Raw genomic sequence first — 22,660 nt, forward strand, 5'->3', positions numbered from 1 at the left:
TCATCGCGGCGCAGACGGCAAGATTCGCCGTTGACATTCTGCCGCTGGTAGGAAATTTTCACACCTCACGGGCTCTGCGCAAGAGTCTGGGCGCGATCGATCCGTCCGTCCACGCCGGCTCCCCCTTGTGGCCGGGCTCACGGGACGCGCCGTGGCGGGGCGCACACGTGGGGTGGCGGCCTTGATGGCCGAGACGTGTGGGGTTGAGTACGAGGACAGCGCGGCACCCGATCCTGTCGGGTGCCGCGCTGCCGGGTGTCTGCGGCCGTCAGGGTTTCTGCTGCGGCCCCGCCGTCGGGCCCTTCACGACGGGCTTGCCGTCGGTCCACACGACCTCGTCGAGCCAGACCTGGCGGCCCGGGTCGACGGTGCCCTCCTGGCCCGGCGGCCAGGCGTGGTAGAGCAGCCAGGTGCGCCCGTTCTCGACCACCATCGAGGCGTGCCCCGGCCCGGAGGCGACCTCGTTGGTCTTCAGGACCGGGTTCTCCGGGGCCTTCACGCACGGCCCGGCGGGCGACTCGCAGATCGCGTAGCCCTCCGCGTACTCGGCCCGGTCGTAGGCGTTCGCGGCGAAGAACAGGAACAGCCTGCCGTCGTGGCGGTGCAGGAACGGACCCTCGATCAGGGTGCCCTCCCACGGCTCGGTCTGCTTCAGCACCTTCGTCGGCTCGCCGACCAGGCGCAGCCCGTCGTCGGAGAGGCGCTGCGACCAGATCCAGGTGTCCACCCCGATGGCGTTGCCGTCGTTCTTCCAGAGCAGCCAGAGGCTGCCGTCGGCGTCCCGGAACGGGCTGGCGTCGATCGCCCCGCCCAGCTCCGCCTGGCAGATCAGCGGACCGGTCGAGTCGTCCCGGTACGGTCCCTGCGGCGCGCTCGCCACGGCACGCCCGACGCACTGCCGCCCCGACTCGCGCCCGGCGACGGTGTAGTAGAGCGCGAACCGGCCCGGGGCCAGCTCGATCGCCTCGGGCGCCCAGGTCTTCCCGGCGTCCGCCCACGCCGGCAGCTCCGGCAGCGCGTCCCCGGCCGGGGTCCAGTCGACCAGGTCCGGGGAGGTGAGCACCGGGACGTTGCGGCCACCGGCGTTCGTGTGGAACAGGTACCAGGTGTCGCCCACCCGGATCGCCTGCGGGTCGGGCGCGTCGGTGCGTACGACCGGGTTGGTGAACATGCGCGCGTCGTCTCCCGTGCTCGAAGGTCCTTCTCCACCACCGCAACCGGCGGCGAGCAGCGCGGCGGCGAGCACCGCCGCCGCGCCGCGCCGCCGGGTCGTCCCGACCGTCATCCCTTCAGCCCGCTGCGGGATACGCCCTGGATGATGTGCCGCTGGGCGAGCACGAAGAGGACCAGCACCGGCACGCTGGCCAGCACCGCCCCCGCCATGATCACCGGGTAGTCGGTGACGTAGGAGCCCTGGAGCAGGCCCAGGCCCGGCGGCAGGGTGAGCGTCTCCGGGCTGAACAGCACGAAGATCGGCCAGAGGAAGTCGTTCCAGTTGGTGAGGAACGACAGCACCGCCAGCGTGGCCAGCGCCGGCCTGGACAGCGGCAGCACCACCTTCCAGAAGATCTGCCACTGGTTGGCCCCGTCCAGCACCGCGGCCTCCTCCAGCTCCCGGGGCAGGGAGAGGAAGAACTGCCGCAGGAAGAACACCCCGAACGCGCTCGCCGCCCCGGGGACGATCACCACGCTCAGGGTGTCGATCCAGTTCAGCTCGTCGACGATCAGGAAGTTCGGGATGATCAGCGAGGTCGGCGGGATGAACAGCGTCCCGACGATCAGCGCGAAGAGCACCCCGCGGCCGCGGAACCGCATCCGGGCCAGGGCGTACGCGGCCATCGAGGCCGTCGCCAGCACCAGCAGCGCGTGCGCGGTGGCGGCCAGCATGCTGTTGGCGAACCAGCGCAGCACGGGGTTGGCGGAGTTGTTCAGGATCTGTTCGTAGCCGTACCCGGAGATCGGGTCCGGCAGCCAGGTCGGCGGGATCTGCTGGGCCCCGGTGTAGGTCTTCAGCGAGGTGATGACCATCCACCCCAGCGGCAGCAGGAAGACCAGGGCGAGCGCGACCAGGGTGGCGTAGAGCGCGGTCCGGCGCAGCGCACTCCCCGGGGCGCGGCCGGTCGCCGGGGCGCGGGTCGGCGCGGGGGCGCGCGTGGTGCGCGTGGGCGTCGTCATGGCGGTCCCCTCAGTCTTCCCGGTAGCGGAAGAGGCGGAAGTTGGCGATGCTCACGACCGCCAGCATCAGCGCGAACACGATGCTCATCGCGGCGGCACGGCCGGCGTCGTTGTCCCGCAGCCCCTCCTCGACGATGAACCAGACCACCGTGCGGGTCTCCGTGCCCGGCGCGCCCTGGGTGATCAGGAACGACTGGCCGAAGACGTTCGCCGAGGCGAGCACGGTCGTGGTGATCACGAAGAGCAGCACCGGACGCAGCCCCGGGAGCGTGACGTGCCGGAACCGTTCCCAGGCGCTCGCGCCGTCCACCTTCGCCGCCTCGTACAGCTCCTGCGGGATGTCCTGGAGCCCGGCCAGGTAGATCACCGCGTTGAAGCCGGAGGTCCACCAGACGGTCACCCCGACCAGCGAGACCCAGGCCCACGGCACGTCCGTCACCCACGGGGTGTCGGCCGGCAGCCCGACCATCCCGGCGATCCGGTTGACCAGGCCCAGGTTGGCGTCGAGCAGGAACCGCCAGAGCAGGCCGATCACCGCCACGCCCAGCACGTACGGCGCGAAGTAGATCGCCCGGAAGAAGGTCCGGCCGGGGAACGAGCGGTTCAGCAGCAGCGCCAGCCCGAGCGGGACGACCACCAGCAGCGGCACCGCGAAGACGGTGAAGATCGCCGTCGCCCGGACGCTCTGCCACCAGTCGCCGTAGACGGCCGAGTCGCTGGAGAACAGCTCCTGGTAGTTGTCCAGCCCGACGAAGGGCCGGTTCGGCAGCTGGAAGTCCCACTGGTGCACGGAGAGCCAGAGGCCGAGCAGGATCGGCAGCAGCCCGAAGACCCCGAACAGGAGCAGGTACGGGGCGAGGAAGAGGTACGGCGTCGCCCGCCCGGCCCGGCCCGCCCGGGCGCCGCCACGGGGGGCGTCGGCCGCCGGGGGCGGCGCGTCAGCACGCGCCGCCCCCGCCTCGATCACGTCCGCCACGGGGACTCAGCTCCCGTACTTCTTGCGGTTGTCCTCCAGCTGCTTGTTCGCCTTGGTCACCCCGTCGTCCAGCGCCTGCTTCGGCGACTTCTTGCCCAGCGCCGCCTCGTTGAACGAGTTGTAGAAGGTCGTCATGACCTCACCGAGGCCCGGTGCCGCCGGCGGGAAGGCCGCGTACTCCAGCTCGGGGGCGAGCGCGTTGACCTCGGCCAGCGCCTTGAAGTCGGCGCTGTCCCGTACGGCCTTGCGGGCCGGGACCTGGCCGCCCTTGGCCCAGTCGAGGGAGTGCTGGCTGAGCCAGTTGATGAAGACCTTCGCCGCGGAGACCTTGTTGGCGTCGTTGGCCCGCTGCTTGACGATCGTGAAGTTGTGCGAGTTGGCCCAGGCGGCCGGCTGCGTGCCGATCTGCGGCAGGGGCGCGACGCCCCACTGGATGTCCGGGCTCTTCTTGAGGTCGTTGATCTGCCAGATGCCGTTCCAGTTGAACGCGTTCTTGCCGCTCTTGAAGGCCAGGTAGTCGGCGTCCTGGCCGACGTTGGCCGGGGAGTGGCCCTGCTTGATCAGGTCGGTCAGCCAGGTGCACGCCTCGACGGCCTGGTCGGAGTTGAAGGTGGCCTTGGTGGCCTCGGCGTCGAAGACGCTGCCGCCCCACTGGTGCAGCAGCGAGTAGAACGTCATGCCGCCGGTGAACTGGAACGGGCTGACCCAGAAGCCCTGCACCCCGGACTTCTTCAGCTCGGTCAGCGCGGCGGTGTACTCGTCCTTCGTCGTCGGCGGCTTGTTCGGGTCCAGACCGGCCTTCTGCATGACCCCCTTGTTGTAGTAGAAGCCGAGGGGGTGCATGTCCAGCGGGATGCCGTACCGCTTGGAGTTGTAGAGCCCGCCCTTCCAGACGGTGGGGGCGAAGTCGCCCTCCGACAGCTCCAGGGTCTTGGCGACGTCGTCCAGCTCGGTGATCACGCCGCGCGCGGCGAAGGTGGCGAGCTGGTCCATGTGCATGACCGCGATGTCCGGGCCGGCGCCGCTGGAGGCCGCGCCGGGGAGCTTGTTGTAGTAGTCCTCCCACTGGTACGTGGCGATCGAGACGGCGATGTTCTGGTGCTCGGTGTTGAACTGGTTCACCAGCGCCTTGAAGATGTCGCCGTCGCCGCCGGTGAATCCGTTCCACAGCTTCAGGTCCACCTTCGGGCCGGTGTAGTCCTTGCCGCCGTTGCCGGCAGCCGGGCCCGAACTGTCGTCGCCGCCGCCGCACCCGGCCAGGGTCAACGAGGCCGCGGCACCGAGCCCGAGGCCGAGGCCGAGCAGGCGCCGCCGGCTCATTTCGTTCTGCATCATGGGGTTTCGCTCCTTGGGGGACGGGATGAAGTGTGCCTGCTCAGGACCTGTGCGGTGTCAGCCGCCGGTGGGGGAGAAGCGCAGCACGTTCCAGGAGACGGCCGGAAGGCGCACGGAGCACCGGCCGCCGTCGGTGGTGGGGTCGGGCAGCTGCCGGGGCCTCACCCGGTCGGGCTCGGCCTCGGTGTTCGTCGCCGTCGGGTCGTCCCCGGCGGCGAGGCTCAGGTGGGATGAGGCGGATAGTCCTGCGAGGCCGCGCAGGTCGAGGTGCAGCTCCAGGTCCGTGTCGCCCCGGTTGACCGCGAACACGGTCAGCTCGCCGGTCTCCTCGTCGTGCACGGCGACCGTGTCGAGCACCGGGACCTCGCCGTACCGCTTCGTCTCGTAGGTCGGGCCGACCGGCTCGGTGCGCAGCACCGTGCCGCGGGCGTGCCGGGCGGTCAGCGCGAACGGGTGGAAGATGCTCTGCCGCCAGGCGGGGCCGCCGGTGCGGGTGCGGATCGGGGCGATCACGTTGGCGAGCTGGGCCTGGCAGGCCACCCCGACCCGGTCGGCGTGCCGGAGCAGGGTGATCAGCAGGTCGCCGACCACCACCGCGTCGACGGCGGTGAAGTCGTCCTCGATCAGCGCCGGCGCCTCCACCCAGCCGCGCCGGTCCAGGTCGGCCTGGAGGCGGGACTGGTACCAGACGTTCCACTCGTCGAAGGAGATCTTCAGCTTCCGCCGGTGCCGCTGCTTGGCGGCCACGTGGTCGGCCGTGGCGACGACCTCGCGGATGAAGTTGTCCATGTCGACGGCGGAGGCCAGGATGCTGGCCCGGTCGCCGTCGGACGGGTCGTAGTAGGTGTGCGCGGAGATGTAGTCGACGTGCTCGTAGGTGTGCTCCAGCACGGTCGCCTCCCAGGAGGCGAAGGTGGGCATCGTCCGGTTGGAGCTGCCGCAGGCCACCAGGCTGATCGACGGGTCGATCATCTTCATGGCGCGGGCGGTCTCGGCGGCGAGCCGGCCGTACTCGTCGGCGGTCTTGTGGCCGACCTGCCAGGGGCCGTCCAGCTCGTTGCCCAGGCACCAGAGCCGCACCCCGTACGGCTCCTCGGCGCCGTGCTTGCGGCGCAGGTCGGACAGCTGGGTCCCGCCCGGATGGTTCGTGTATTCCAGCAGGTCGCAGGCCTCCTGCACGCCCCGGGTGCCGAGGTTGACGGCCATCATCGGCTCGACGCCCGCCTCGGCGGCCCAGGTCATGAACTCGTCGAGCCCGAAGGCGTTGGTCTCGATGGTCTTCCAGGCCAGATCGAGCCGGCGGGGGCGGTCACCGACCGGGCCGACGCCGTCCTCCCAGCGGTAGCCGGAGACGAAGTTGCCGCCGGGGTAGCGGACCACGGAGACGCCCAGCTCCCGGGTCAGCTCCAGCACGTCGCCGCGCAGGCCGCGCGGGTCGGCGGTGGGGTGCCCGGGCTCGTAGACCCCGCCGTAGACGCAGCGACCCATGTGCTCGACGAACGAGCCGAAGAGCCGCCGGTCGGCCGGTCCGACGGCGAAGGCCGGGTCGATGGTGAGCTGCGCGGTCCGCAAGGGGTGCCACCTTTCCTCGTTGCCGGTCCCGGGTGACCGTGGTCACCTGGTGCTCCTGGTTTGTACAACGTTGTAAGCAACGTTGTAAAGGGCCGCCCACGCGGTAAAGTGCGCGCCATGGGGGAGGGCGACGTGGTGCGGCACAGGCTCAAGGACGTGGCGGAGCGCGCCGGCGTGTCGGTGAAGACCGTCTCCAACGTGGTCAACGGCTATGTGCACGTCCGCCCCGACACCCGGGCCCGGGTCGAGGAGGCCATCGCCGAGCTGAACTACCGGCCCAACCTCTCCGCGCGCAACCTCCGCAAGGGGCGCACCGGGATCATCGCGTTCGCGGTCCCCGAACTGGACATCCCCTACTTCGCCGAGCTGGCCCGGCACGTCGTCACGGCCGCGGCCGAGCTGGGCTGGACGGTGCTGATCGACCAGACCGGCGGCGGCCGGGAGCAGGAGCGGGTGGCCGCGTCGGGCATCACCGAGCACCTGATCGACGGGCTGATCTTCAGCCCGCTGGCGCTCACCGCCGAGGACCTCACCGGGCTGGCCGGCACGCCGATGGTGCTGCTCGGCGAGCGCGTCGACCACGGCCCCGCCGACCACGTCGGGATCGACAACGTGGGCGCCGCCCGGGAGATCACCACCCACCTGGCCGGTCTCGGCCGGCGGCGGATCGCCGCCATCGGCTCGCAGCGCACCCCCGAGGGGGCCAGCGCCCGGCTCCGGCTCGCCGGCTACACCGCCGCGCTCGCCGACGCCGGCCTCCCGTACGACGAGCGGCTGGTGGCGCCCGCGACGGCCTGGCACCGCGCGGACGGCGCCGCCGCGATGCGTGGCCTGCTGGCCTCCGGCGTACGCCCCGACGCGGTCTTCTGCTTCAACGACACCCTCGCCCTGGGCGTCCTGCGCGCCCTGCACGAGGCGGGCCTGCGTGTCCCCGAGGACGTGGCGGTGGCCGGTTTCGACGACATCGAGGACGGCCGCTTCTCCGTGCCCACCCTGAGCACCATCGCGCCGGACAAGGAGCGCATCGCCCGGCTGGCGGTGGAACTGCTCGCCGGCCGGATCGACGGCGACCGCACCGCCCCGCCCCGGGAACTCTCGGCCCCCTGGCGCCTGGCGCCCCGCGAGAGCACCCTCGGCCGCTGACCCCCTTCTTCTTCGATCGGGATCGCCGTCACCCTCATGGCCGACGCGCGCGGGCCTACCAGGGCGGCGGTCAGTCGAAGAAGCGGGCCAGGTGGGCGGGGGTGGGGCCGTCCGCGTCCGGGGGCAGCGGGGTGAGGTCGGCGAAGATCGAGGCGCCGTCGCAGCCGACGTGCAGGGGATACCAGCGCGGGGTGCCCGGCGGGCGCTGGAGGCAGACGCCCTTGACCGTCTGCACGTCGAGCAGCCGGACGTGGGTCGGGTCGGCGACGGCGTTCACGTGCCGCCACCACGGGCTCATCACGTGCAGCACGCCGCCCGGCCGGAGCGCCCGGTGACACTCGTCGACCAGCGGCAGGAAGTCGATCAGGTGCTCCAGGATGTGCACCGCGAAGAAGACGTCCACCGAGTCGTCGGCCAGCGGCAGCGAGCCGGAGAGGTCCGCCACCGCGTCCACCCCCGGGGCCGGGAAGATGTCCAGCCCCAGGTTGCCCGGCCACTGCTTGGTGGCGCCGCAGCCCAGGTCGACCACCACCGGGTCGCGCCCGCCGACGCGTACCCGGCACCAGACGCCGAGCACCCCGGCGAGCCGGCCGACCCGGTCCCGCACCAGGCGCAGCTCGTCCTGCCCGGCGACCTCGCCGCTGAGGTGGGCCACCCCCCGGTCGAAGCGCACCTCGACCGCGAGGTCGCGCAGCCGGTCGTCGTGCCGGGCCTGGTCGACCCAGGCCTCGGCGAGGAATCCGTCGACCGCCCGCAGCCGCTCGGCCGAGGGCGGGTTCTGTGCCAGCGCGACCATCCGGGCCACCTCCCGCCGGCCGATACCCGGATCCCCGCCCGTCATGCCCGCGCTGCGCCGCCAATCCCGCGCGCTGCGATCCCGCCCGGCGCCGACCGTCGGCCGCGCGATCCCGCCCGGCGTCAGCCGCCGATCGTCCGCCGGGGGCGTCCGCTGCCGCGCATCCGCTGCCGGGGCGGCGGGGCGGCCGCCTTGGGCCGCTTGAGGTGGTAGCGGTGCAGCTCGCTGTTGCCGGGCATGGACGGGTCCTCGCTCATCGCGACCAGCTCCCAGCCCTGGTCACCGGCCCGGTTCAGATGGGCCAGCGCGGTGTCGCCGTAGGGCGTCACGTCGACCATGGAGCCGTCCGGGCCGTACCAGACGAAGACGATCTCCCAGCCGATGTCGGTGGTGGCCGCCTGGCGGCGGCGGACCAGCAGCGCGTACTCCCACTTGAGCATGGGGTCATTCTCACCCGCCGCGAGCGGGTCGGCACGGATCAATCCTCGGCGATCCTTCCGGCGGCCACCCGCAGCCGCCGGTTCGTGGTCACGGCGTCGAGCATCCGCCGGTCGTGGGTGACCAGCAGCAGCGTGCCCGGGTAGCTGGCCAGCGCGGACTCCAGCTGCTCGATGGCGGGCAGGTCAAGGTGGTTCGTCGGCTCGTCCAGCACCAGCAGGTTCACCCCGCGCCCCTGGAGCAGCGCCAGCGCCGCCCGGGTCCGCTCGCCCGGCGACAGGGTCGCCGCCGGCCGCAGCACGTGCCCCGCGCGCAGGCCGAACTTGGCCAGCAGCGTGCGCGCGTCCGCCGGCGACAGCTGCGGTACGGCCGCGCCGAACGCGTCGATCAGCGGCACGTCGCCGAGGAACAGGCCCCGGGCCTGGTCCACCTCGCCGACCACCACGCCCGGGCCGAGCGCGGCGTGCCCGGAGTCGAGGGGGAGCCGGCCCAGCAGGGCGGCGAGCAGGGTGGACTTGCCGGAGCCGTTCGCCCCGGTCACCGCCACCCTGTCGGCCCAGTCGATCTGGAGGGTCACCGGACCGAGGGTGAAGTCGCCCCGGCGTACGACGGCGTCGCGCAGCGAGGCCACGACGGCGCCGGCGCGGGGCGCGGCGGCGATCTCCATCCGCAGCTCCCACTCCTTGCGCGGCTCCTCGACCACCTCCAGCCGCTCGATCAGCCGCTCGGTCTGCTTGGCCTTGGCCGCCTGCTTCTCGGTCGACTCGGCGCGGAACTTGCGGCCGATCTTGTCGTTGTCGGTGGCCTTGCGGCGGGCGTTCTTCACGCCCTTCTCCATCCAGGCCCGCTGGGTGCGGGCGCGCGCCTCCAGGCCGGCCCGGGTGTCGGCGTACTCCTCGTACTCCTCCCGCGCGTGCCGGCGGGCGACCTCGCGCTCCTCCAGGTAGCCCGCGTAGCCGCCGCCGTAGTGCCGGACCTGCTGCTGGTGCAGGTCCAGTTCCAGCACGCGGGTGACCGTGCGGGCGAGGAACTCCCGGTCGTGGCTGACCAGCACCGTGCCGGCGCGCAGCCCGGTGACGAACTCCTCCAGCCGCTCCAGGCCGGCCAGGTCCAGGTCGTTGGTCGGCTCGTCGAGCAGGAACACGTCGTAGCGGCTGAGCAGCAGCGAGGCCAGCCCGGCCCGGGCCGCCTGGCCGCCGGAGAGGCCCGTCATCGGGTGCTCCAGGTCGACCGTCAGCCCCAGCTCGGCGGCCACCTGCTCGGCCCGCTCCTCCAGGTCCGCTCCGCCGAGGGCGAGCCAGCGCTCCAGGGACTCGGCATAGGCGTCGTCGGCGCCGGGCGCGCCGTCGGTGAGCGCGGCTGTGGCCGCGTCCAGCGCGGCCTGCGCGGCGGTGACGCCGGTGCGCCGGGCCAGGAAGTCCCGCACGGTCTCGCCGGGCCGCCGCTCGGGCTCCTGCGGCAGGTGCCCGACGCTCGCCGTGGGCGGGCTGAGCGCCACGCTGCCGGCCTCCACCGGCAGAAGTCCGGCGAGGGTACGCAGCAGCGTCGACTTGCCGGCCCCGTTCGGCCCGACCAGCCCCACCACGTCCCCCGGTGCGACCACCAGGTCCAGCCCGGCGAACAGTGCCCGGTCCCCGTGCCCCGCGGCCAGCCCCTTGACGATCATCGTCGCGCTCATCAACCCCCGACCCTATCCGCCCCGATCGCCCACCCTTGCTTCGCGCCCCGGGAGGTACGCGGCACACTGCTCGGGTGGTGACCACACTGGCGATCGACTGTGGCGGCGGCGGGATCAAGGCATCCGTGCTGGACGAGGCGGGCACGATGCGCGCCCGGCCGCTGCGGGTGCCCACGCCGTACCCCCTGCCGCCGGCGCTCTTCGTGAAGACGCTGCTGGACCTCGCCGGCCGGCTGCCCACGGCGGACCGGCTCACCGTCGGCCTGCCGGGCATGATCCGGCACGGGGTGGTGGTCGCCACCCCGCACTACGTGACCCGCTCCGGCCCCCGGTCGAAGGTCGACCCGGGCCTGGTCGCCCAGTGGTCCGGGTACGACGCGCGGACCGCGCTCGCCGAGGCGTTCGGGGTGCCCGCGCTGGTGCTCAACGACGCCGAGGTGCACGGCGCCGGCGTGGTCGCCGGGACCGGCTGCGAGCTGGTGCTGACCCTCGGCACCGGGCTGGGCAGCGCGCTCTTCGACGGCGGGGTGCTCGCCCCGCACCTGGAGCTGTCCCACGCCCCGGTGCGCTGGAACACCACCTACGACACGTACGTCGGGGAGCCGGAGCGGCGCCGGCTCGGGGACGCGTTCTGGTCCCGCCGCATCCGCCAGGTCGTGGACGGGCTGCGCCCGGTGTTCCGCTGGGACCGGCTCTACCTGGGCGGCGGCAACTCCCGGCTGATCCGCCCCGAGCAGCTCGTGCGGATGGGCGACGACGTGGTGGTGGTGCCCAACACCGCCGGCATCGTCGGCGGCGTACGCGCCTGGGAGCTGGCCGCCGGCCGGCACGGCGCCCCCACCTGACCCGGCCCGCGCGGCTCCCGGCCCCCGGGGGAACAGTCGCGGTACGGCTGATGTTGTGCCAGCGTCGGGACAGTGGCGCGACACGAGGGGGTGGGTCGGATGGACCTTCTGGCCGAGTACCGGCGGGCGACCATGTTCTTCGAGGCCGGGGACCCGAACGGGGCGGCCCGGCTGCTCGAACCGATCGTCGAGGCCGAGCCCGGCAACGCCTCGGTACGCCAGCTGCTCGCCCGCGCGTACTTCCAGTCGGCCCAGCTCAACCGGGCCGAGGCGCAGCTGCGGGAGCTGATCGACCGGGATCCCGCCGACCACTACGCCCACCACGTGCTGGGCCGCACGCTGGAGCGGCTCAACCGGCACGCCGACGCGCTGCGGCACCTGCGCATCGCGGCGGCCATGCACAGCGGCAACGACGACTACCGCACCGCCCTGGACCGGGTGCAGACCCGGGTCGAGGGCAACCGCTGACGGCGGACGAGGGCGGGGCAGCTCCACCGGGCTGCCCCGCCCTCGCGCTCGTCGCGGGCGCCGCGAGGCGCCTACCATCGGCGTCATGGGACGTGAGCTGCCGGCGGGTGCGCGATGAAGCTGAAGCTGGACCTGCACGACATCTTCAACAAGGGCCAGGACATCGACCGGGCCCTGCGCGGGATTATGGACGAGGCCGTGGCGAAGAAGGCCACCCTCGTCGAGATCATCCCCGGCAAGGGCTCCGGCCAGCTCAAGAAGCGGGTGCTGCGCTTCCTCGACCAGAAGGACGTCAAGCAGCTCTACCACCGGGTCGAGAAGGACTCGAAGAACTTCGGCCGCCTCTTCGTGCACTTCCGCTGGAAGTAAGTTAGGAGCTCCCGCCCCCGACCTACTCGGGGGCGGAAAGTCGGGCTGCCGACGGACGTACACCGATGCTTGCGACCACGCGGCACGATCCTGATCATGGAACTTCTACGGTGGCCGCTCCGCGTCGTGACCGCGACGCTGCTGTGCGGACCGCTGCTGGCGCTGTACTGGACGGAACCCTGGGAACTGGCCTGCCTCGCCGTCACCGGGGTCCTGCACGTCGAGGTGGGACTGCGGCTGTGGCGGGAGCGCCCCGACAACCGCATCGGGCCGCTGCTGGTGGTCTGCGGCCTGGTGTGGCTGCTGGACGCCTGGGGTCGCGTCAGCCTGCCCGCCCTGTTCACCGCCGGCATGATGCTGAGCATCGTGCACGACCCGATGCACCTGCACGCCGGTCTCGTCGTGTCGTCGGGCCGGCTGCGGGGGCGGTGGGAGCGGCTCGTCGCCGTGGCCGGCTACGCGTACTGGCCGGTGCTCGTCGCCGGGGCGATGGCAGCCGGCGCGCTGAGCACCGGTCATCTGCTGCACCTGCGGGCGTGGTCCTATCCGCTGGTCGGCGTGTTCCTCGCCGGGTTGTTCATCGTGCGGTACCGCCGGGCCGACCGCGCCGAACGGCACGTGTACGCCCCGTTCTGGGCCGCGTTGGCAGTGAACGGCCTGTGCACGGCGATGCTGAGCACTGTCGCCTACGGCTCCGGGCACTGGCCGACCACGCTCTACGCCCTCGGTGCGGCGCTGATCCCGGCCGGGGCCGCGCTCAGCATGCACCGCGCCGAGCGCCGCCACCTGCTCCGGGCCCGCGACCGGGAGCGCCGCCGGGTGGAGCGGGACGTGCACGACGGAGTGCAACAGCGGCTGCTCGCCGCCGCCATGATGCTGCGGCAGGACGATCCCGCCCTGGTCGCGCGCGGTGCGGCGGAGGTCGAGCAGGCGATCGCCGACCTGCGCGACCTCGTCCGGGGCATGAACCCGGCGGCTGTGGTCTGCCACGGCCTCTCCGGGGCGGTGGCCGCCATCGCCGAACGCGCCGCGGTCCCGGTGCTGGTCGACGATCGGGTCAGCCACCTCACGCTGCCGGAACCGGTCGCGGTCGCCGCCTACTTCGTCGCCATGGAGGCGGTCACGAACAGCCAGAAGCACGCCCGCGCGGGCCAGGTGTCCGTCACGCTCGCCGCCAGCGGGGGCCGGGTCGAGGTCACCGTCCACGACGACGGGATCGGCGGCGCGCTCGCGGTGCCGGGTGGCGGGCTGCACGGCCTGCGGGAGCGTGTCGAGTCGTGCGGCGGGACCCTGCGGGTGTCGAGCACCCGGGGGCGTGGCACGGCGGTACGCGCCGTCATGCCACTCGCGGCGTCATGACCCGGGCCTCGTCGGTCGCCGCTCTGGACGGTGGTGTGCGGGCGGTCCTGGCCGACGACTCCGTACTGCTGCGCAGCGGCCTGGCGCTGTTGCTTGAGCGGCACGGCATCACGGTCGTGGCCGAGGTGGGCGACGGCGAGCAGTTGCTGGCCGCTGTCGCCGAGTACCAGCCGGACATCGCGATCGTCGACATCCGCATGCCGCCCAGCTTCACCGTGAAGGGCGTCAGCGCTGCGCTGGCCGTACGCCGTCGTCACCCCGGCGTCGCCGTGCTGCTGCTGTCCCAGCATCTGGAGCACCGCGAGGCTCTGGCCCTGCTCCAGATGCCCGGCGGCGGGGTCGGCTATCTGCTCAAGGACAGGATCACCGACGTCGCCGGGTTCCTTCGGGACGTGCGTGAGGTCGCGGCGGCGGGCACGGCGATCGACCCGATCGTGGTCGAGCGGCTGTTGCGCCGTCCTCGCGTGGCGGGTGGTGTCGGCCTGCTGTCGCCGCGCGAGCGGGAGATTCTGGCCCGGATGGCGGCCGGTCGGGCCAACCTGGGCATCGCCGCCGACCTGTACCTTTCCGAGCGCACGGTCGAGACCCACGTCCGCAGCATCTTCGCCAAGCTCGGGCTGGCCGACGAGCCGGACACCCACCGGCGGGTGCTCGCGGTGGTGACCTTCCTGGCCGACTGACCGCGGGCCGCCCCGGGCCGACAGCGACGCCTGGACGACATCAATTACGTGCTGGCACTGAGGCGCCCTGACCTCTGGATTCCTACTGTTGATCTCCGTAACGGCAACCATTTGGAGGGGGACGACATGAGGTTTCAGACGGTATCGGCCCGGTTCGCGGTGGCGGCGGCCGTGGCAGGCAGCGCGCTGGTCGGTGTGACGCCGGCACAGGCGGCGACCACCAGCACCGTCGTCTGCCAGGAGACCAAGCAGGTCGAGGAGGCGTCGTACGACGTCAACTCCGGCTGCTGGTTGCAGGACGGCGACCGGGTCCAGATCAGCGCCTACGGGTCGATCTGGTCCGGCGTGTGGTTCACCGGGAACAACGGGCCGCAGGGCTGGACGAACATGGCCGGCGACTCGAAGTTCCCGATGTCGAACGCCCGCGCCTTCTCGCTGCTGGCCAAGTCCAACGGCAACTACCGGTACGCCGGGACCGGCACGACGTTCACCTACTACGGCTCCGGCAGCGCGCTGTACCTGCGGATCAACGACGACGCGCCAGGCAACGGCAGCGGCGCCTTCACCGCCGAGGTCACGGTCACCCGCGGCTGAGTTGGACACCTGACAGGCGCGGGGGTGGCCCGGAAACCGACCGTTTCCCGAGCCACCCTCGCCGTCTGCCCTGGAGCGGAGCCGTCCGCCCTAGAACGGGTAGGTGCGGGCCACGGCCACCATCTCCGAGCTGTGCGAGCCCTTGATCCCCACGCCGGGCGGGCGGGGCCGGAAGCCGGGCAGGGCGTCCAGGCCGTCGCTGGCGTCCATCGCGCGCAGCGCCACCTGCCCCGCCTTCGGCGTCACGGTGAGCGTCACCTCGATCCCCTCCGGCGGCGGGGCGTGGAAGACCAGGCCGAAGCCCCAGCGGCCCTCCCTGGCCTCCACCGGCACCGCCCGGCCGGCCACCTCCGCCCGCAGCACCGTCGCGGTCGCCGCGTCGACGTGCAGGGTGGTCAGCCGGACCTGGCGTTGCGGGACGAGCCGCAGGCGCAGGGTGCGCTCGGCGCCGGCGGTGGTGTCGGCGAGCACCTCCAGCTTGGGGGCGGGCAGGTTCGCCGCCTGCGCCGGGCCGGCGCGCAGCTCGGCGCCGCCCAGGCCGGGGAAGTCGGCGACCTCGGTCACCCCGTCGACGTAGCCGTCGGTCCAGGGCTGCGGGTCCTCCTCGTGGCTGAGCCAGCGGGCCTGGCCGGTGCCGGCGTCGAGGGCGTACATCAGGTGGGTGGGCGCGGGGTGCGCGGCGTCGAAGCGGTCGACGGCGAGCCCGACCCCGGCGAGGACCACGGCCGCCAGCGTGGTGGCGGCGGCCGGCAGCGCGCCGAGTCGGCGGGCGCGCACGGCGTCCAGTCCGCGCTGCCCGCCGGCCTGCGGGTGCAACAGATCGACCACCGGCAGCGCGGCGAGGCCGAGCAGCACCGCGACCAGTGCCGCGACCCCGCCCATGGCCATGCCGAGCGCCGGGAAGAGCAGGACGACGGTGGGCAGCAGGATCACCACGGCCACCGCGGCGGCCAGGGTCGTCGCGACCACCGGCCACGGGCCGTCGATCCGCACGCTCAGCGCGACCAGCCCGGCCAGCGCGCCGGCCAGGGCCGGAAGGGTGACCAGGTACGCCCCGCCGGGCACCAGCACGGCGAGCAGCACCCCGAGCGCGGCCAGCCAGCCCAGCCCGCCGACGGCGAGCGCGGCCGGGCCGACGCGGCGGCGGGTGAGCGCGTACCAGGTGCACAGGACGGCGGCGGCGAGCGCCACCACGGCCAGCCGGTACCAGGTGGGCCGGTACGGGTCGAGCAGCTCGGCGTAGCCGGGCCGCAGCGCGGTGATCGCCGCCCAGAGCAGCTGCGCGGCGAGCGGGGCGAGCACGAGCGGCAGCAGCGCCAGCCCGAACCCGGCGGCGAGCCGGCCCCCGGTGGTGCGGCCCCGCCGCAGGGTGAGCCAGCCGAGGGCCGCCACGGCGGCGAGCGCGAGCAGGGCCAGGGGCAGCACCAGCCAGCCGGGGTAGCGGACCAGCCCGCCCGGGACGGGGAAGTAGGTGGCGTCGTGCCCGGAGTCCAGCGCCCTCAGGTCGACGCGGCCGAACTCGCGGGCCAGGCCGAGGGCGTTGTCGCCGTGGTGCTGGAGGCTGGCCCGGTCCATGGCGGCGGGAGTGTCGAGCGGGGTGTGGTAGATCGCCCCGCCGTCGATGTACGCCGAGTTCAGCCCGACGAAGTCGTTGTCGAGGAACGCCGTGAAGTCGGTGTCGTTGGGCAGCGCGCGGTAGATCTCCACGGCGAACGAGGTGCCCACGGGGTGCGGCGCGGCCCGGCCGAAGGCGTCCACCAGGGCGGCGTTGTCCCGCGACGTCTCGAACATGATCACCGGGCCGGTCGAGCCGCGCGCCTCCAGGTTGAGCACGACGCCGCCGCCGGCGGCCAGTGGGTGGCTGGACGCGAACGCCGCCGCCCCGCACAGGCACGCCTCCTCGGCGTCGGTGAGCACGAAGACGATGTCGTTGCGCGGCCGGGGGCCGGCGGCCAGGGCGCGGGCCACCTCCAGGATGGCCGAGGTGCCGGCGGCGTCGTCGTTGCCGCCCGGCCCGGACTGCACCGAGTCGTAGTGCGAGACGAGGAACACCTTGCCGGTGGGGTCGGTGCCGGGCAGCCGGGCCACCACGTTGCGGACCCGGGCCAGGGTGGCCCCGCCGGCCGCCCCACTGAGCTGGCCGGCCTCGGGCGCGACGGTGTCCTGCACCTCGGTCTCCAGGCCGAGGCCGCGCAGCACCCCCTCGACGTGGGCGCGGACCTGGTCGTTGGCGGGGCTGCCCGCCACGTGCGTCCGCGCGGCGACGACCTCGACGTGCTCGTACGCCCGGGCGGCGCTGAACTCGCCGGGCGGCGCGTCGGCCGGGCGCGGCGCGGGGGTGCGCAGGTCGAGCAGGGTGCCGGCGCCGACGGCGACGAGCGCGGCGAGCGCCGCCGCGGCGGCGGCCAGCCGGCGACGGGGCCGGGCCAGCGCGCGGTCGGCGGGGCGGGTGGGGGGTGCGCCCACGGGGTCTCCTCGGGACTGGTCTCAGGTGGGCACCATCCTGCACCCCGGCGGCCGTCAACGGGACTCCCGGTGTGGGCCGCGGGAGCGCGGACGCCCGCTTTGCCCCTCGCCGCACAGTGATCCGACCCATGCCCGCGCATGCGGAGCCCGTCGTGTTGTGTGCGAACGTTGTCTAATACAGGATCAGCAGGGCACTCGGAAGGAGCCCGACATCACCAGCGATCTCCCGCGTCTCGCGGCGGTGACCCGGCCGCACCGGGGGACCGGCCTGGCCGGTTCCTCCGTCGCGCCGTATCCGCACGGCGGCATGGGACGTCATCCCAACCTGCCTCCCGGCGAGCGGCTGCGGGTGCTGCTGGTGGAGGACGACGAGGGCGACGCCTTCCTGGTCGGTGAGCTGCTCGCCGAGACCAACTCGATGATCGACCTGCTGGTGGCCACCAGCCTCAGCGAAGCCCGGCAGCGCGTGATGGGCGTCGACTGCGTCCTGCTCGACCTGGGCCTGCCCGACGCGCAGGGCCTCGACGGGCTGCGTCAAGTGCTGGAGATGGCCAGCGGCGCCGCCGTCTGCGTGCTGACCGGCCGCTCCGACGAGCACCTCGGCATCGTCGCGGTCGCCGAGGGCGCCCAGGACTACCTGGTCAAGGGCCAGGTCGACGGCGTGCTGCTGACCCGGGCGCTGCGCTACGCGGTGGAGCGCAAGCGGGCCGACGAGAACGCCCGGCGGCTGCGCGAGGTCGAGCTGCGCCAGGCCGAGTCCGCCCGCCTCGAACGGGGCCTGCTGCCTCAGCCGCTGATGACCACCGACGTGGTCGCGGTGCACACCTTCTACCGGCCCGGCCGACACGCCGCCCTGATCGGCGGCGACTTCTACGACGTGGTGCAGACCCGGCCCGACCGGCTCGACCTGATCGTCGGCGACGTCTGCGGGCACGGCGTGGACGAGGCGGCCCTCGGCGTCGAGCTTCGGGTCGCCTGGCGGGCGCTGATCCTCGCCGGTGTGCCCGACGACGAGGTGCTCCCGGCGCTGGAACAGGTGCTGATGAGCGAGCGCCGGCTCCAGGAGATCTTCGCGACCGTCGCGACCGTGCGGCTGGACCTCGACGCCAACCGGGCCACCGTCCGGCTGGCCGGGCACCCGCCGCCGCTGCTGCTCGCCGGGGGCAAGGTGGTGCCGGTTCCGGCGCCAGGCGGCCTGCTGCTCGGCGTACGACCCCGCCGGCCCGTGGCCTACGACCTGGAGTTCGACACCGATGACTGGTCCCTGTTGATGTACACCGACGGCCTCATCGAGGGCCGGATCGGCGAGGGCGACGAGCGCCTCGACGTGCCGGGCCTCAGCGGACTGCTCGCCGATCCGGCGACCCTCGCCGTGCCGCTGTCGGAGCTGCCGGCCTGGCTGGTCGGGCGCGCCGAGCAGCTCAACGACGGTCCGTTCGCCGACGACGTCGCCATGCTCCTGGTGAGCCGGGGCGGTGGCCGGTGACGCGCGTCGGCGACTGGACCCTGCGCCGGCGGGTCGTCACGCTGCTCACCGTCGTCGCGGTCCTGCTGATCGGGCTGGCCGGCGGCGAGGTGGCGCTGGCGGCGAAGAACCGGACGCACATCGACGCGATCCTGAACAAGACCGGCCCGCTGCGGGTGCAGGCGCAGGAGCTGCTGAACGCGTTGCTGGACCAGGAGACGGCGGTCCGCGGCTACGCGGTCAGCGGCAACCCGGCCGACCTGACGCCGTACGAGGCGGGCCGCAAGCGCGAGCAGGACCTGGTCGCCTCGATGCAGCGGCTGGTCGACGACTATCCGGAGCTTCGGCAGGAGATCCGGACAGTCGAGGAACGGGCCGAGGCGTGGCGCCAGGCGGTGGCGGTGCCGGTGGTCACCACGACGCAGCAGAACGGCACGACCGCGGGGCAGGCGCTCATCACCGACCAGGCGCGGGAGCAGTTCGACGACGTACGCGGCGCCGTCGACCACCTCCAGCAGGAGATCTTCGAGGCCCGGCAGCGCAGTGCCGAGGACGTCCTGCGGACGAGCAACCTGCTGGTCGTCCTGCTGATCGCCGCCCTCGCGGTGGTGATCATCGCCGGCAGCATGCTGCTGGTCTCCCTGGACAAGATGGTGATCCGCCCGCTGACCGGCCTCGCCGACCAGGTCCGCGAGGTGGCCGAGGGCGACTACCAGCACGGGATCGCCGGCGCCGGCCCGCCCGAGTTCCTCCGGCTCGCCGAGGACGTGGACGCCATGCGGCGCAAGATCGCCAAGGACCTGGCCGAGGTACGGGAGGCCCGGGAGCGGATCGAGTGGGTCAACAGCCAGCTCCAGAAGCAGGCCGAGGAACTCACCCGCTCCAACCGTGACCTGGAGCAGTTCGCGTACGTCGCCTCGCACGACCTCCAGGAGCCGCTGCGCAAGGTGGCCAGCTTCTGCCAGCTCCTCCAGCGCCGCTACGCGGGGCAGTTGGACGAGCGGGCCGACCAGTACATCGCGTTCGCGGTCGACGGCGCGCAGCGGATGCAGCGCCTGATCAACGACCTGCTCGCCTTCTCCCGGATCGGCCGGCTCACCACCGGCTTCACCGAGGTCGACATGAACAAGGTCATGGGCGACGTGGCCGGCCAGACCGAGGCGGCCCGGCAGTACGCCGACGCGGAGCTGACCTGGGGCGAGCTGCCCGTCATCCGTGGCGAGGAGCCGCTGCTGACGAACCTGCTGGCCAACCTGGTCAGCAACTCGGTCAAGTTCCGCCGCCCCGACGTGCCCCCGAAGGTGCACGTCTCGGCCCGTCTCGTGGGCGACGAATGGGAGATCAGCTGCCAGGACAACGGCATCGGGATCGAGCCGGAGTTCGCCGACAAGATCTTCGTCATCTTCCAGCGGCTGCACGCGAAGGACGCGTACCCGGGCACCGGGATCGGGCTGGCGATCGTCAAGAAGATCGTGGAGTACCACGGCGGTCGGGTCTGGGTGGACACGGGCACCGAGGAGGGCACGGCGATCCGCTTCACCCTTCCGGCGCTCCCCGAGGACGTCGAGGCGGCCGCCGCGTCGACGGCCGACGAGCCGGCGGCCGGGGACAGCGTGGCCGGGGACGGCGACGGGACGCCCGGGGACGACGACGAGCCCGCCGCCGGGGCCGGCACGGGCGGTGCCCCGGCGCAGGCCGACCGGCGCGACGACGAGACGGAGACCACGGACGGGCCCGGCCGGGCACCGGAAGGCGGTAGAACGGGTGACATGAGGGAGACGGTGGGATGACCGCGCCGGCGGACGGCAAGAGCCCGATCGAGGTCCTGCTGGTCGAGGACGATCCGGGTGACGTGTTGATGACCCAGGAGGCGTTCGAGGAGCACAAGCTCCGCAACCGGCTGACCGTCGTCTCCGACGGCGCCGAGGCGCTCGCCTACCTGCGGCAGGAGGGCCAGTACGCCGACGTGGTGCAGCCGGACCTGATCCTGCTCGACCTGAACCTGCCCCGCCGCGACGGCCGGGAGGTGCTGGAGGAGATCAAGAAGGACGAGCAGCTCTGCCGGATCCCGGTGGTGGTGCTGACGACCTCCCAGGCCGACGAGGACATCCTGCGCAGCTACCAGCTGCACGCCAACGCGTACGTGACGAAGCCGGTGGACTTCGAGCGCTTCATCTCGGTGGTCCGGCAGATCGACGAGTTCTTCGTCAGCGTGGTGAAGCTGCCGCCGCGTGGCTGACACCCTGCTCGACGACGTCGGTGGTCTGCTGCGCGAGACCGCCGACCAGGTCGTGCTTCCGCTGTTCCGCAAGCTCGACGACGCCGACGTGAGCGAGAAGGCGCCGGGTGACCTCGTCACCGTCGCCGACCGCCGCGCCGAGGAGGTGATCTCGGCCGCCCTGCGCCGGCTGCGTCCCGGCTCGGTCGTGGTGGGCGAGGAGGCGGTCGCCGACGACCCGGCCCTGCTGGAGCACCTGCGCGGCTCCGGCGACGTGTGGCTCGTCGACCCGGTCGACGGCACCTCGAACTTCGCCGCCGGCCGGCAGCCGTTCGCGCTGATGGTGGCGCTGCTGACCGACGAGGAGCCGGCTGCCGCGTGGGTGCTCGACCCGCTCGCCGGGACGCTGGCCGTCGCGCGGGCCGGCGAGGGCACCTGGCTCGACGGCCAACCTGTGCGGACCGGCGACCGGACGCCCGCGCTCGGCGCGGTGCGCGGCGCCGCGATGTCGCACGCGCTGCCGGCCGCGCCGCGCGCGCTGGTCGAGGCGGGCGGCGCGCGGCTGGGCGAGATGCTGCCCGGCCAGCACTGCGCCGGCCGGGAATACCTGGACGTGCTGACCGGGGACCAGGACTTCGTGCTCTTCTGGCGCACCCTGCCGTGGGACCACGCCCCGGGCACCCTGCTGGTCCGGGCGGCGGGCGGGGTCGCCCGGCGCTTCGACGGCACCGACTACCGCCCGGGGGACGCCGGCCACGGCCTCCTGGTCGCCGCGAGCGAGCAGATCTGGGTGGGGGTACGCGAGGCACTGCTCGACGGCGCGTGACGCCGTTGCGACCCTGCGTGGACGTTCGGCGGCCCGGGCGTTCGCGGGCCTGGCCCGGCGGGCTCCGTCCGGTACCCTGACCGCCGGTCTCCGCCAGCAGGCCGCCGACCGGCGCCCGGCGGGGGCCGCCGCCGCGCCGTGTTGTCATCCGGGGCCGGCGGCCGACGGAAGGATGCTTTCGTGCGCAGGACCATGCCCGTCGGGCGTCGCGGCCGCCGCCCGCTGCCCGCCCTGTCGGCGGGGCGGCGTGCCCGCCGTCCGCTGACCGCCCTGCTCGTCGCCGTCACGCTGCTCTTCGGCGTGGGCGCCGTGCCGGCGTACGCGGAGCCCAACGAGGGCGGCACCAAGAAGCTCCGGGACGCTCTGGAAGCCACCGCCAAGGCGCACATCGAGGCCAAGGGGAAGCTGGAGAACTCCAAGGTCCGGCAGAAGCAGCTGGCCGTGCAGTTGGGCGCGGTGGAGGTCCGGCTGGTCGAGCTGACCGCGCAGGTCGGCGAGGTGGCCGCCCAGTCCTACCGGCTGGGCCGGCTGACGCCCACGTCGATGCTGCTCAACAGCGCCTCCCCGGAGGCGTTCCTGGACCGGGCGGCCAGCCTGGACCTGATGGCACAGCGCGACAGCAGGCGGCTGCGCAGCCTGATCGAGGCGCGGGAGCAGGCGCGGCAGGCCAAGATCGCCATCGACACCGAGGTGCGGGAGCAGCAGAAGCAGCTCGCCGTGATGGCGAAGAAGAAGAAGGAGGCCGAGGCGGCGCTGGCGGAGGTCAGCTCGGGCAGCAGCGGCGGCTTCAGCGGCGGTAACTCCTCCTCGGCGAAGCCGGCCCCCCGCAACTCGGACGGCTCCTGGCCGTCGGAGTCCTGCTCGGTGAACGACCCGACCACCTCCGGCTGCATCACCCCGCGCACGCTCAACGCCCTCAAGCAGACCCAGGCCGCGGGCTACAAGCGGCACGTCTCCTGCTACCGCAGCGGCGGCTCCGGCGAACACCCCAAGGGCCGGGCCTGCGACTTCTCGGCCGCCACGGGCGGGTTCGAGGACAAGACCGCCACCGGCGGGGACAAGTCGTACGGGGACAGCCTCGCCGCCTGGCACGTGCGCAACGCGAGCCGGCTGGGCGTGCTCTACGTGATCTGGTACCGGCAGATCTGGCACCCCGGCACCGGCTGGCGGGCGTACGGCGGCAGCGGCAGCCCCGCCGCCGACCACACGAACCATGTTCATCTCTCGATGTACTGACCCGGGCGCCCAGTTTTCCTG

At 73.1% G+C, this 22,660-nt stretch carries 21 protein-coding genes; 12 read left to right on the top strand and 9 right to left on the bottom strand.

Annotation, left to right across the window (positions count from 1 at the left end; all coding sequences use genetic code 11):
• Nucleotides 1–268: 268 nt before the first annotated feature.
• The 5 genes from EV374_RS00485 to arfA are packed head-to-tail and all read right to left on the bottom strand — an operon-like array spanning nucleotide 269 to nucleotide 6,058.
• On the bottom strand, nucleotides 269–1,285 hold the full coding sequence (locus EV374_RS00485; protein WP_132230817.1) for a glycoside hydrolase family 43 protein: 1,017 nt from the start codon (nucleotides 1,283–1,285) through the stop codon (nucleotides 269–271).
• Nucleotides 1,282–2,175 carry a carbohydrate ABC transporter permease gene (locus EV374_RS00490; protein WP_132230818.1) on the bottom strand — a complete coding sequence of 298 codons (894 nt, stop codon included), beginning with the start codon at nucleotides 2,173–2,175 and terminating at the stop codon, nucleotides 1,282–1,284. Before EV374_RS00490 ends, EV374_RS00485 begins: the two co-directional genes overlap by 4 nt.
• Nucleotides 2,176–2,185: 10 nt before the next feature.
• Nucleotides 2,186–3,151: a carbohydrate ABC transporter permease gene (locus EV374_RS00495; protein ID WP_132230819.1), complete on the bottom strand. Its 966-nt coding sequence runs from the start codon at nucleotides 3,149–3,151 to the stop codon at nucleotides 2,186–2,188.
• A 6-nt stretch (nucleotides 3,152–3,157) separates the two neighbouring features.
• Nucleotides 3,158–4,486, bottom strand: coding sequence for an ABC transporter substrate-binding protein (locus EV374_RS00500; RefSeq protein ID WP_132230820.1), 1,329 nt, complete (start codon nucleotides 4,484–4,486; stop codon nucleotides 3,158–3,160).
• Nucleotides 4,487–4,543: 57 nt separating this feature from the next.
• Nucleotides 4,544–6,058, bottom strand: coding sequence for an arabinosylfuranosidase ArfA (arfA, locus tag EV374_RS00505; protein ID WP_132230821.1), 1,515 nt, complete (start codon nucleotides 6,056–6,058; stop codon nucleotides 4,544–4,546).
• Nucleotides 6,059–6,193: 135 nt separating this feature from the next.
• On the opposite strand from arfA, the gene EV374_RS00510 reads away from it, so the two are divergent.
• Nucleotides 6,194–7,201: a LacI family DNA-binding transcriptional regulator gene (locus tag EV374_RS00510; RefSeq protein ID WP_132231305.1), complete on the top strand. Its 1,008-nt coding sequence runs from the start codon at nucleotides 6,194–6,196 to the stop codon at nucleotides 7,199–7,201.
• Between the two features lie 70 nt (nucleotides 7,202–7,271).
• Here EV374_RS00510 and EV374_RS00515 read toward each other — a convergent pair whose 3' ends face one another.
• From EV374_RS00515 to EV374_RS00525, 3 genes are all read right to left on the bottom strand, one after another.
• A complete protein-coding gene (locus EV374_RS00515; protein WP_132230822.1) occupies nucleotides 7,272–7,997 on the bottom strand; it encodes a methyltransferase domain-containing protein in 726 nt (241 codons plus the stop codon).
• 122 nt (nucleotides 7,998–8,119) lie between these two features.
• Nucleotides 8,120–8,437, bottom strand: coding sequence for a hypothetical protein (locus EV374_RS00520; protein WP_132230823.1), 318 nt, complete (start codon nucleotides 8,435–8,437; stop codon nucleotides 8,120–8,122).
• 38 nt (nucleotides 8,438–8,475) lie between these two features.
• Complete coding sequence (locus EV374_RS00525; protein WP_132230824.1) at nucleotides 8,476–10,113, bottom strand: ABC-F family ATP-binding cassette domain-containing protein; 1,638 nt, start codon at nucleotides 10,111–10,113, stop codon at nucleotides 8,476–8,478.
• 74 nt (nucleotides 10,114–10,187) lie between these two features.
• Here EV374_RS00525 and EV374_RS00530 point away from each other — a divergent pair, with 74 nt between their 5' ends.
• From EV374_RS00530 to EV374_RS00555, 6 genes are all read left to right on the top strand, one after another.
• Nucleotides 10,188–10,958 carry an ROK family protein gene (locus EV374_RS00530; protein WP_132230825.1) on the top strand — a complete coding sequence of 257 codons (771 nt, stop codon included), beginning with the start codon at nucleotides 10,188–10,190 and terminating at the stop codon, nucleotides 10,956–10,958.
• Between the two features lie 99 nt (nucleotides 10,959–11,057).
• On the top strand, nucleotides 11,058–11,426 hold the full coding sequence (locus EV374_RS00535; protein WP_132230826.1) for a tetratricopeptide repeat protein: 369 nt from the start codon (nucleotides 11,058–11,060) through the stop codon (nucleotides 11,424–11,426).
• Between the two features lie 114 nt (nucleotides 11,427–11,540).
• Complete coding sequence (locus EV374_RS00540) at nucleotides 11,541–11,795, top strand: Smr/MutS family protein (protein ID WP_088987488.1); 255 nt, start codon at nucleotides 11,541–11,543, stop codon at nucleotides 11,793–11,795.
• 96 nt (nucleotides 11,796–11,891) lie between these two features.
• Nucleotides 11,892–13,154, top strand: coding sequence for an ATP-binding protein (locus EV374_RS00545; RefSeq protein ID WP_132230827.1), 1,263 nt, complete (start codon nucleotides 11,892–11,894; stop codon nucleotides 13,152–13,154).
• Nucleotides 13,151–13,834, top strand: a complete 684-nt coding sequence (locus EV374_RS00550) for a response regulator transcription factor (protein ID WP_132230828.1) — start codon at nucleotides 13,151–13,153, stop codon at nucleotides 13,832–13,834. Before EV374_RS00545 ends, EV374_RS00550 begins: the two co-directional genes overlap by 4 nt.
• 126 nt (nucleotides 13,835–13,960) lie before the next feature.
• Nucleotides 13,961–14,428, top strand: a complete 468-nt coding sequence (locus EV374_RS00555; RefSeq protein WP_101412861.1) for a hypothetical protein — start codon at nucleotides 13,961–13,963, stop codon at nucleotides 14,426–14,428.
• Nucleotides 14,429–14,518: 90 nt separating this feature from the next.
• Here the strand turns inward: EV374_RS00555 and EV374_RS00560 are convergent, their stop codons facing one another.
• The gene (locus EV374_RS00560; RefSeq protein WP_132230829.1) at nucleotides 14,519–16,894 is read right to left on the bottom strand and encodes a M28 family peptidase; all 2,376 of its coding nucleotides are present in this window, start codon (nucleotides 16,892–16,894) and stop codon (nucleotides 14,519–14,521) included.
• Nucleotides 16,895–17,201: 307 nt separating this feature from the next.
• Here EV374_RS00560 and EV374_RS00565 point away from each other — a divergent pair, with 307 nt between their 5' ends.
• From EV374_RS00565 to EV374_RS00585, 5 genes are all read left to right on the top strand, one after another.
• Entirely contained in the window at nucleotides 17,202–18,380 is a 1,179-nt protein-coding gene (locus tag EV374_RS00565; protein WP_132230830.1) for a fused response regulator/phosphatase, read from the top strand.
• Entirely contained in the window at nucleotides 18,377–20,149 is a 1,773-nt protein-coding gene (locus EV374_RS00570) for a sensor histidine kinase (protein ID WP_486485513.1), read from the top strand. The genes EV374_RS00565 and EV374_RS00570 overlap by 4 nt, the downstream gene beginning before the upstream one ends.
• A complete protein-coding gene (locus tag EV374_RS00575; protein ID WP_132230832.1) occupies nucleotides 20,146–20,598 on the top strand; it encodes a response regulator in 453 nt (150 codons plus the stop codon). The genes EV374_RS00570 and EV374_RS00575 overlap by 4 nt, the downstream gene beginning before the upstream one ends.
• Nucleotides 20,591–21,403: an inositol monophosphatase family protein gene (locus tag EV374_RS00580; RefSeq protein WP_132230833.1), complete on the top strand. Its 813-nt coding sequence runs from the start codon at nucleotides 20,591–20,593 to the stop codon at nucleotides 21,401–21,403. The genes EV374_RS00575 and EV374_RS00580 overlap by 8 nt, the downstream gene beginning before the upstream one ends.
• 192 nt (nucleotides 21,404–21,595) lie before the next feature.
• Nucleotides 21,596–22,639: a VldE C-terminal domain-containing protein gene (locus EV374_RS00585; protein WP_132231307.1), complete on the top strand. Its 1,044-nt coding sequence runs from the start codon at nucleotides 21,596–21,598 to the stop codon at nucleotides 22,637–22,639.
• Nucleotides 22,640–22,660 lie beyond the last annotated feature (21 nt).

It is taken from the genome of Micromonospora sp. CNZ303 (assembly GCF_004345505.1).

Bases quoted from the DNA above. Each gene is read 5' to 3' on its own strand.
- EV374_RS00485 (WP_132230817.1), bottom strand. From the start codon at position 1,285: ATGACGGTCGGGACGACCCGGCGGCGCGGCGCGGCGGCGGTGCTCGCC.
- EV374_RS00490 (WP_132230818.1), bottom strand. From the start codon at position 2,175: ATGACGACGCCCACGCGCACCACGCGCGCCCCCGCGCCGACCCGCGCC.
- EV374_RS00500 (WP_132230820.1), bottom strand. From the start codon at position 4,486: ATGATGCAGAACGAAATGAGCCGGCGGCGCCTGCTCGGCCTCGGCCTC.
- EV374_RS00515 (WP_132230822.1), bottom strand. From the start codon at position 7,997: ATGGTCGCGCTGGCACAGAACCCGCCCTCGGCCGAGCGGCTGCGGGCG.
- EV374_RS00520 (WP_132230823.1), bottom strand. From the start codon at position 8,437: ATGCTCAAGTGGGAGTACGCGCTGCTGGTCCGCCGCCGCCAGGCGGCC.
- EV374_RS00525 (WP_132230824.1), bottom strand. From the start codon at position 10,113: ATGAGCGCGACGATGATCGTCAAGGGGCTGGCCGCGGGGCACGGGGAC.
- EV374_RS00535 (WP_132230826.1), top strand. From the start codon at position 11,058: ATGGACCTTCTGGCCGAGTACCGGCGGGCGACCATGTTCTTCGAGGCC.
- EV374_RS00540 (WP_088987488.1), top strand. From the start codon at position 11,541: ATGAAGCTGAAGCTGGACCTGCACGACATCTTCAACAAGGGCCAGGAC.
- EV374_RS00545 (WP_132230827.1), top strand. From the start codon at position 11,892: ATGGAACTTCTACGGTGGCCGCTCCGCGTCGTGACCGCGACGCTGCTG.
- EV374_RS00550 (WP_132230828.1), top strand. From the start codon at position 13,151: ATGACCCGGGCCTCGTCGGTCGCCGCTCTGGACGGTGGTGTGCGGGCG.
- EV374_RS00555 (WP_101412861.1), top strand. From the start codon at position 13,961: ATGAGGTTTCAGACGGTATCGGCCCGGTTCGCGGTGGCGGCGGCCGTG.
- EV374_RS00565 (WP_132230830.1), top strand. From the start codon at position 17,202: ATGGGACGTCATCCCAACCTGCCTCCCGGCGAGCGGCTGCGGGTGCTG.
- EV374_RS00575 (WP_132230832.1), top strand. From the start codon at position 20,146: ATGACCGCGCCGGCGGACGGCAAGAGCCCGATCGAGGTCCTGCTGGTC.
- EV374_RS00585 (WP_132231307.1), top strand. From the start codon at position 21,596: ATGCCCGTCGGGCGTCGCGGCCGCCGCCCGCTGCCCGCCCTGTCGGCG.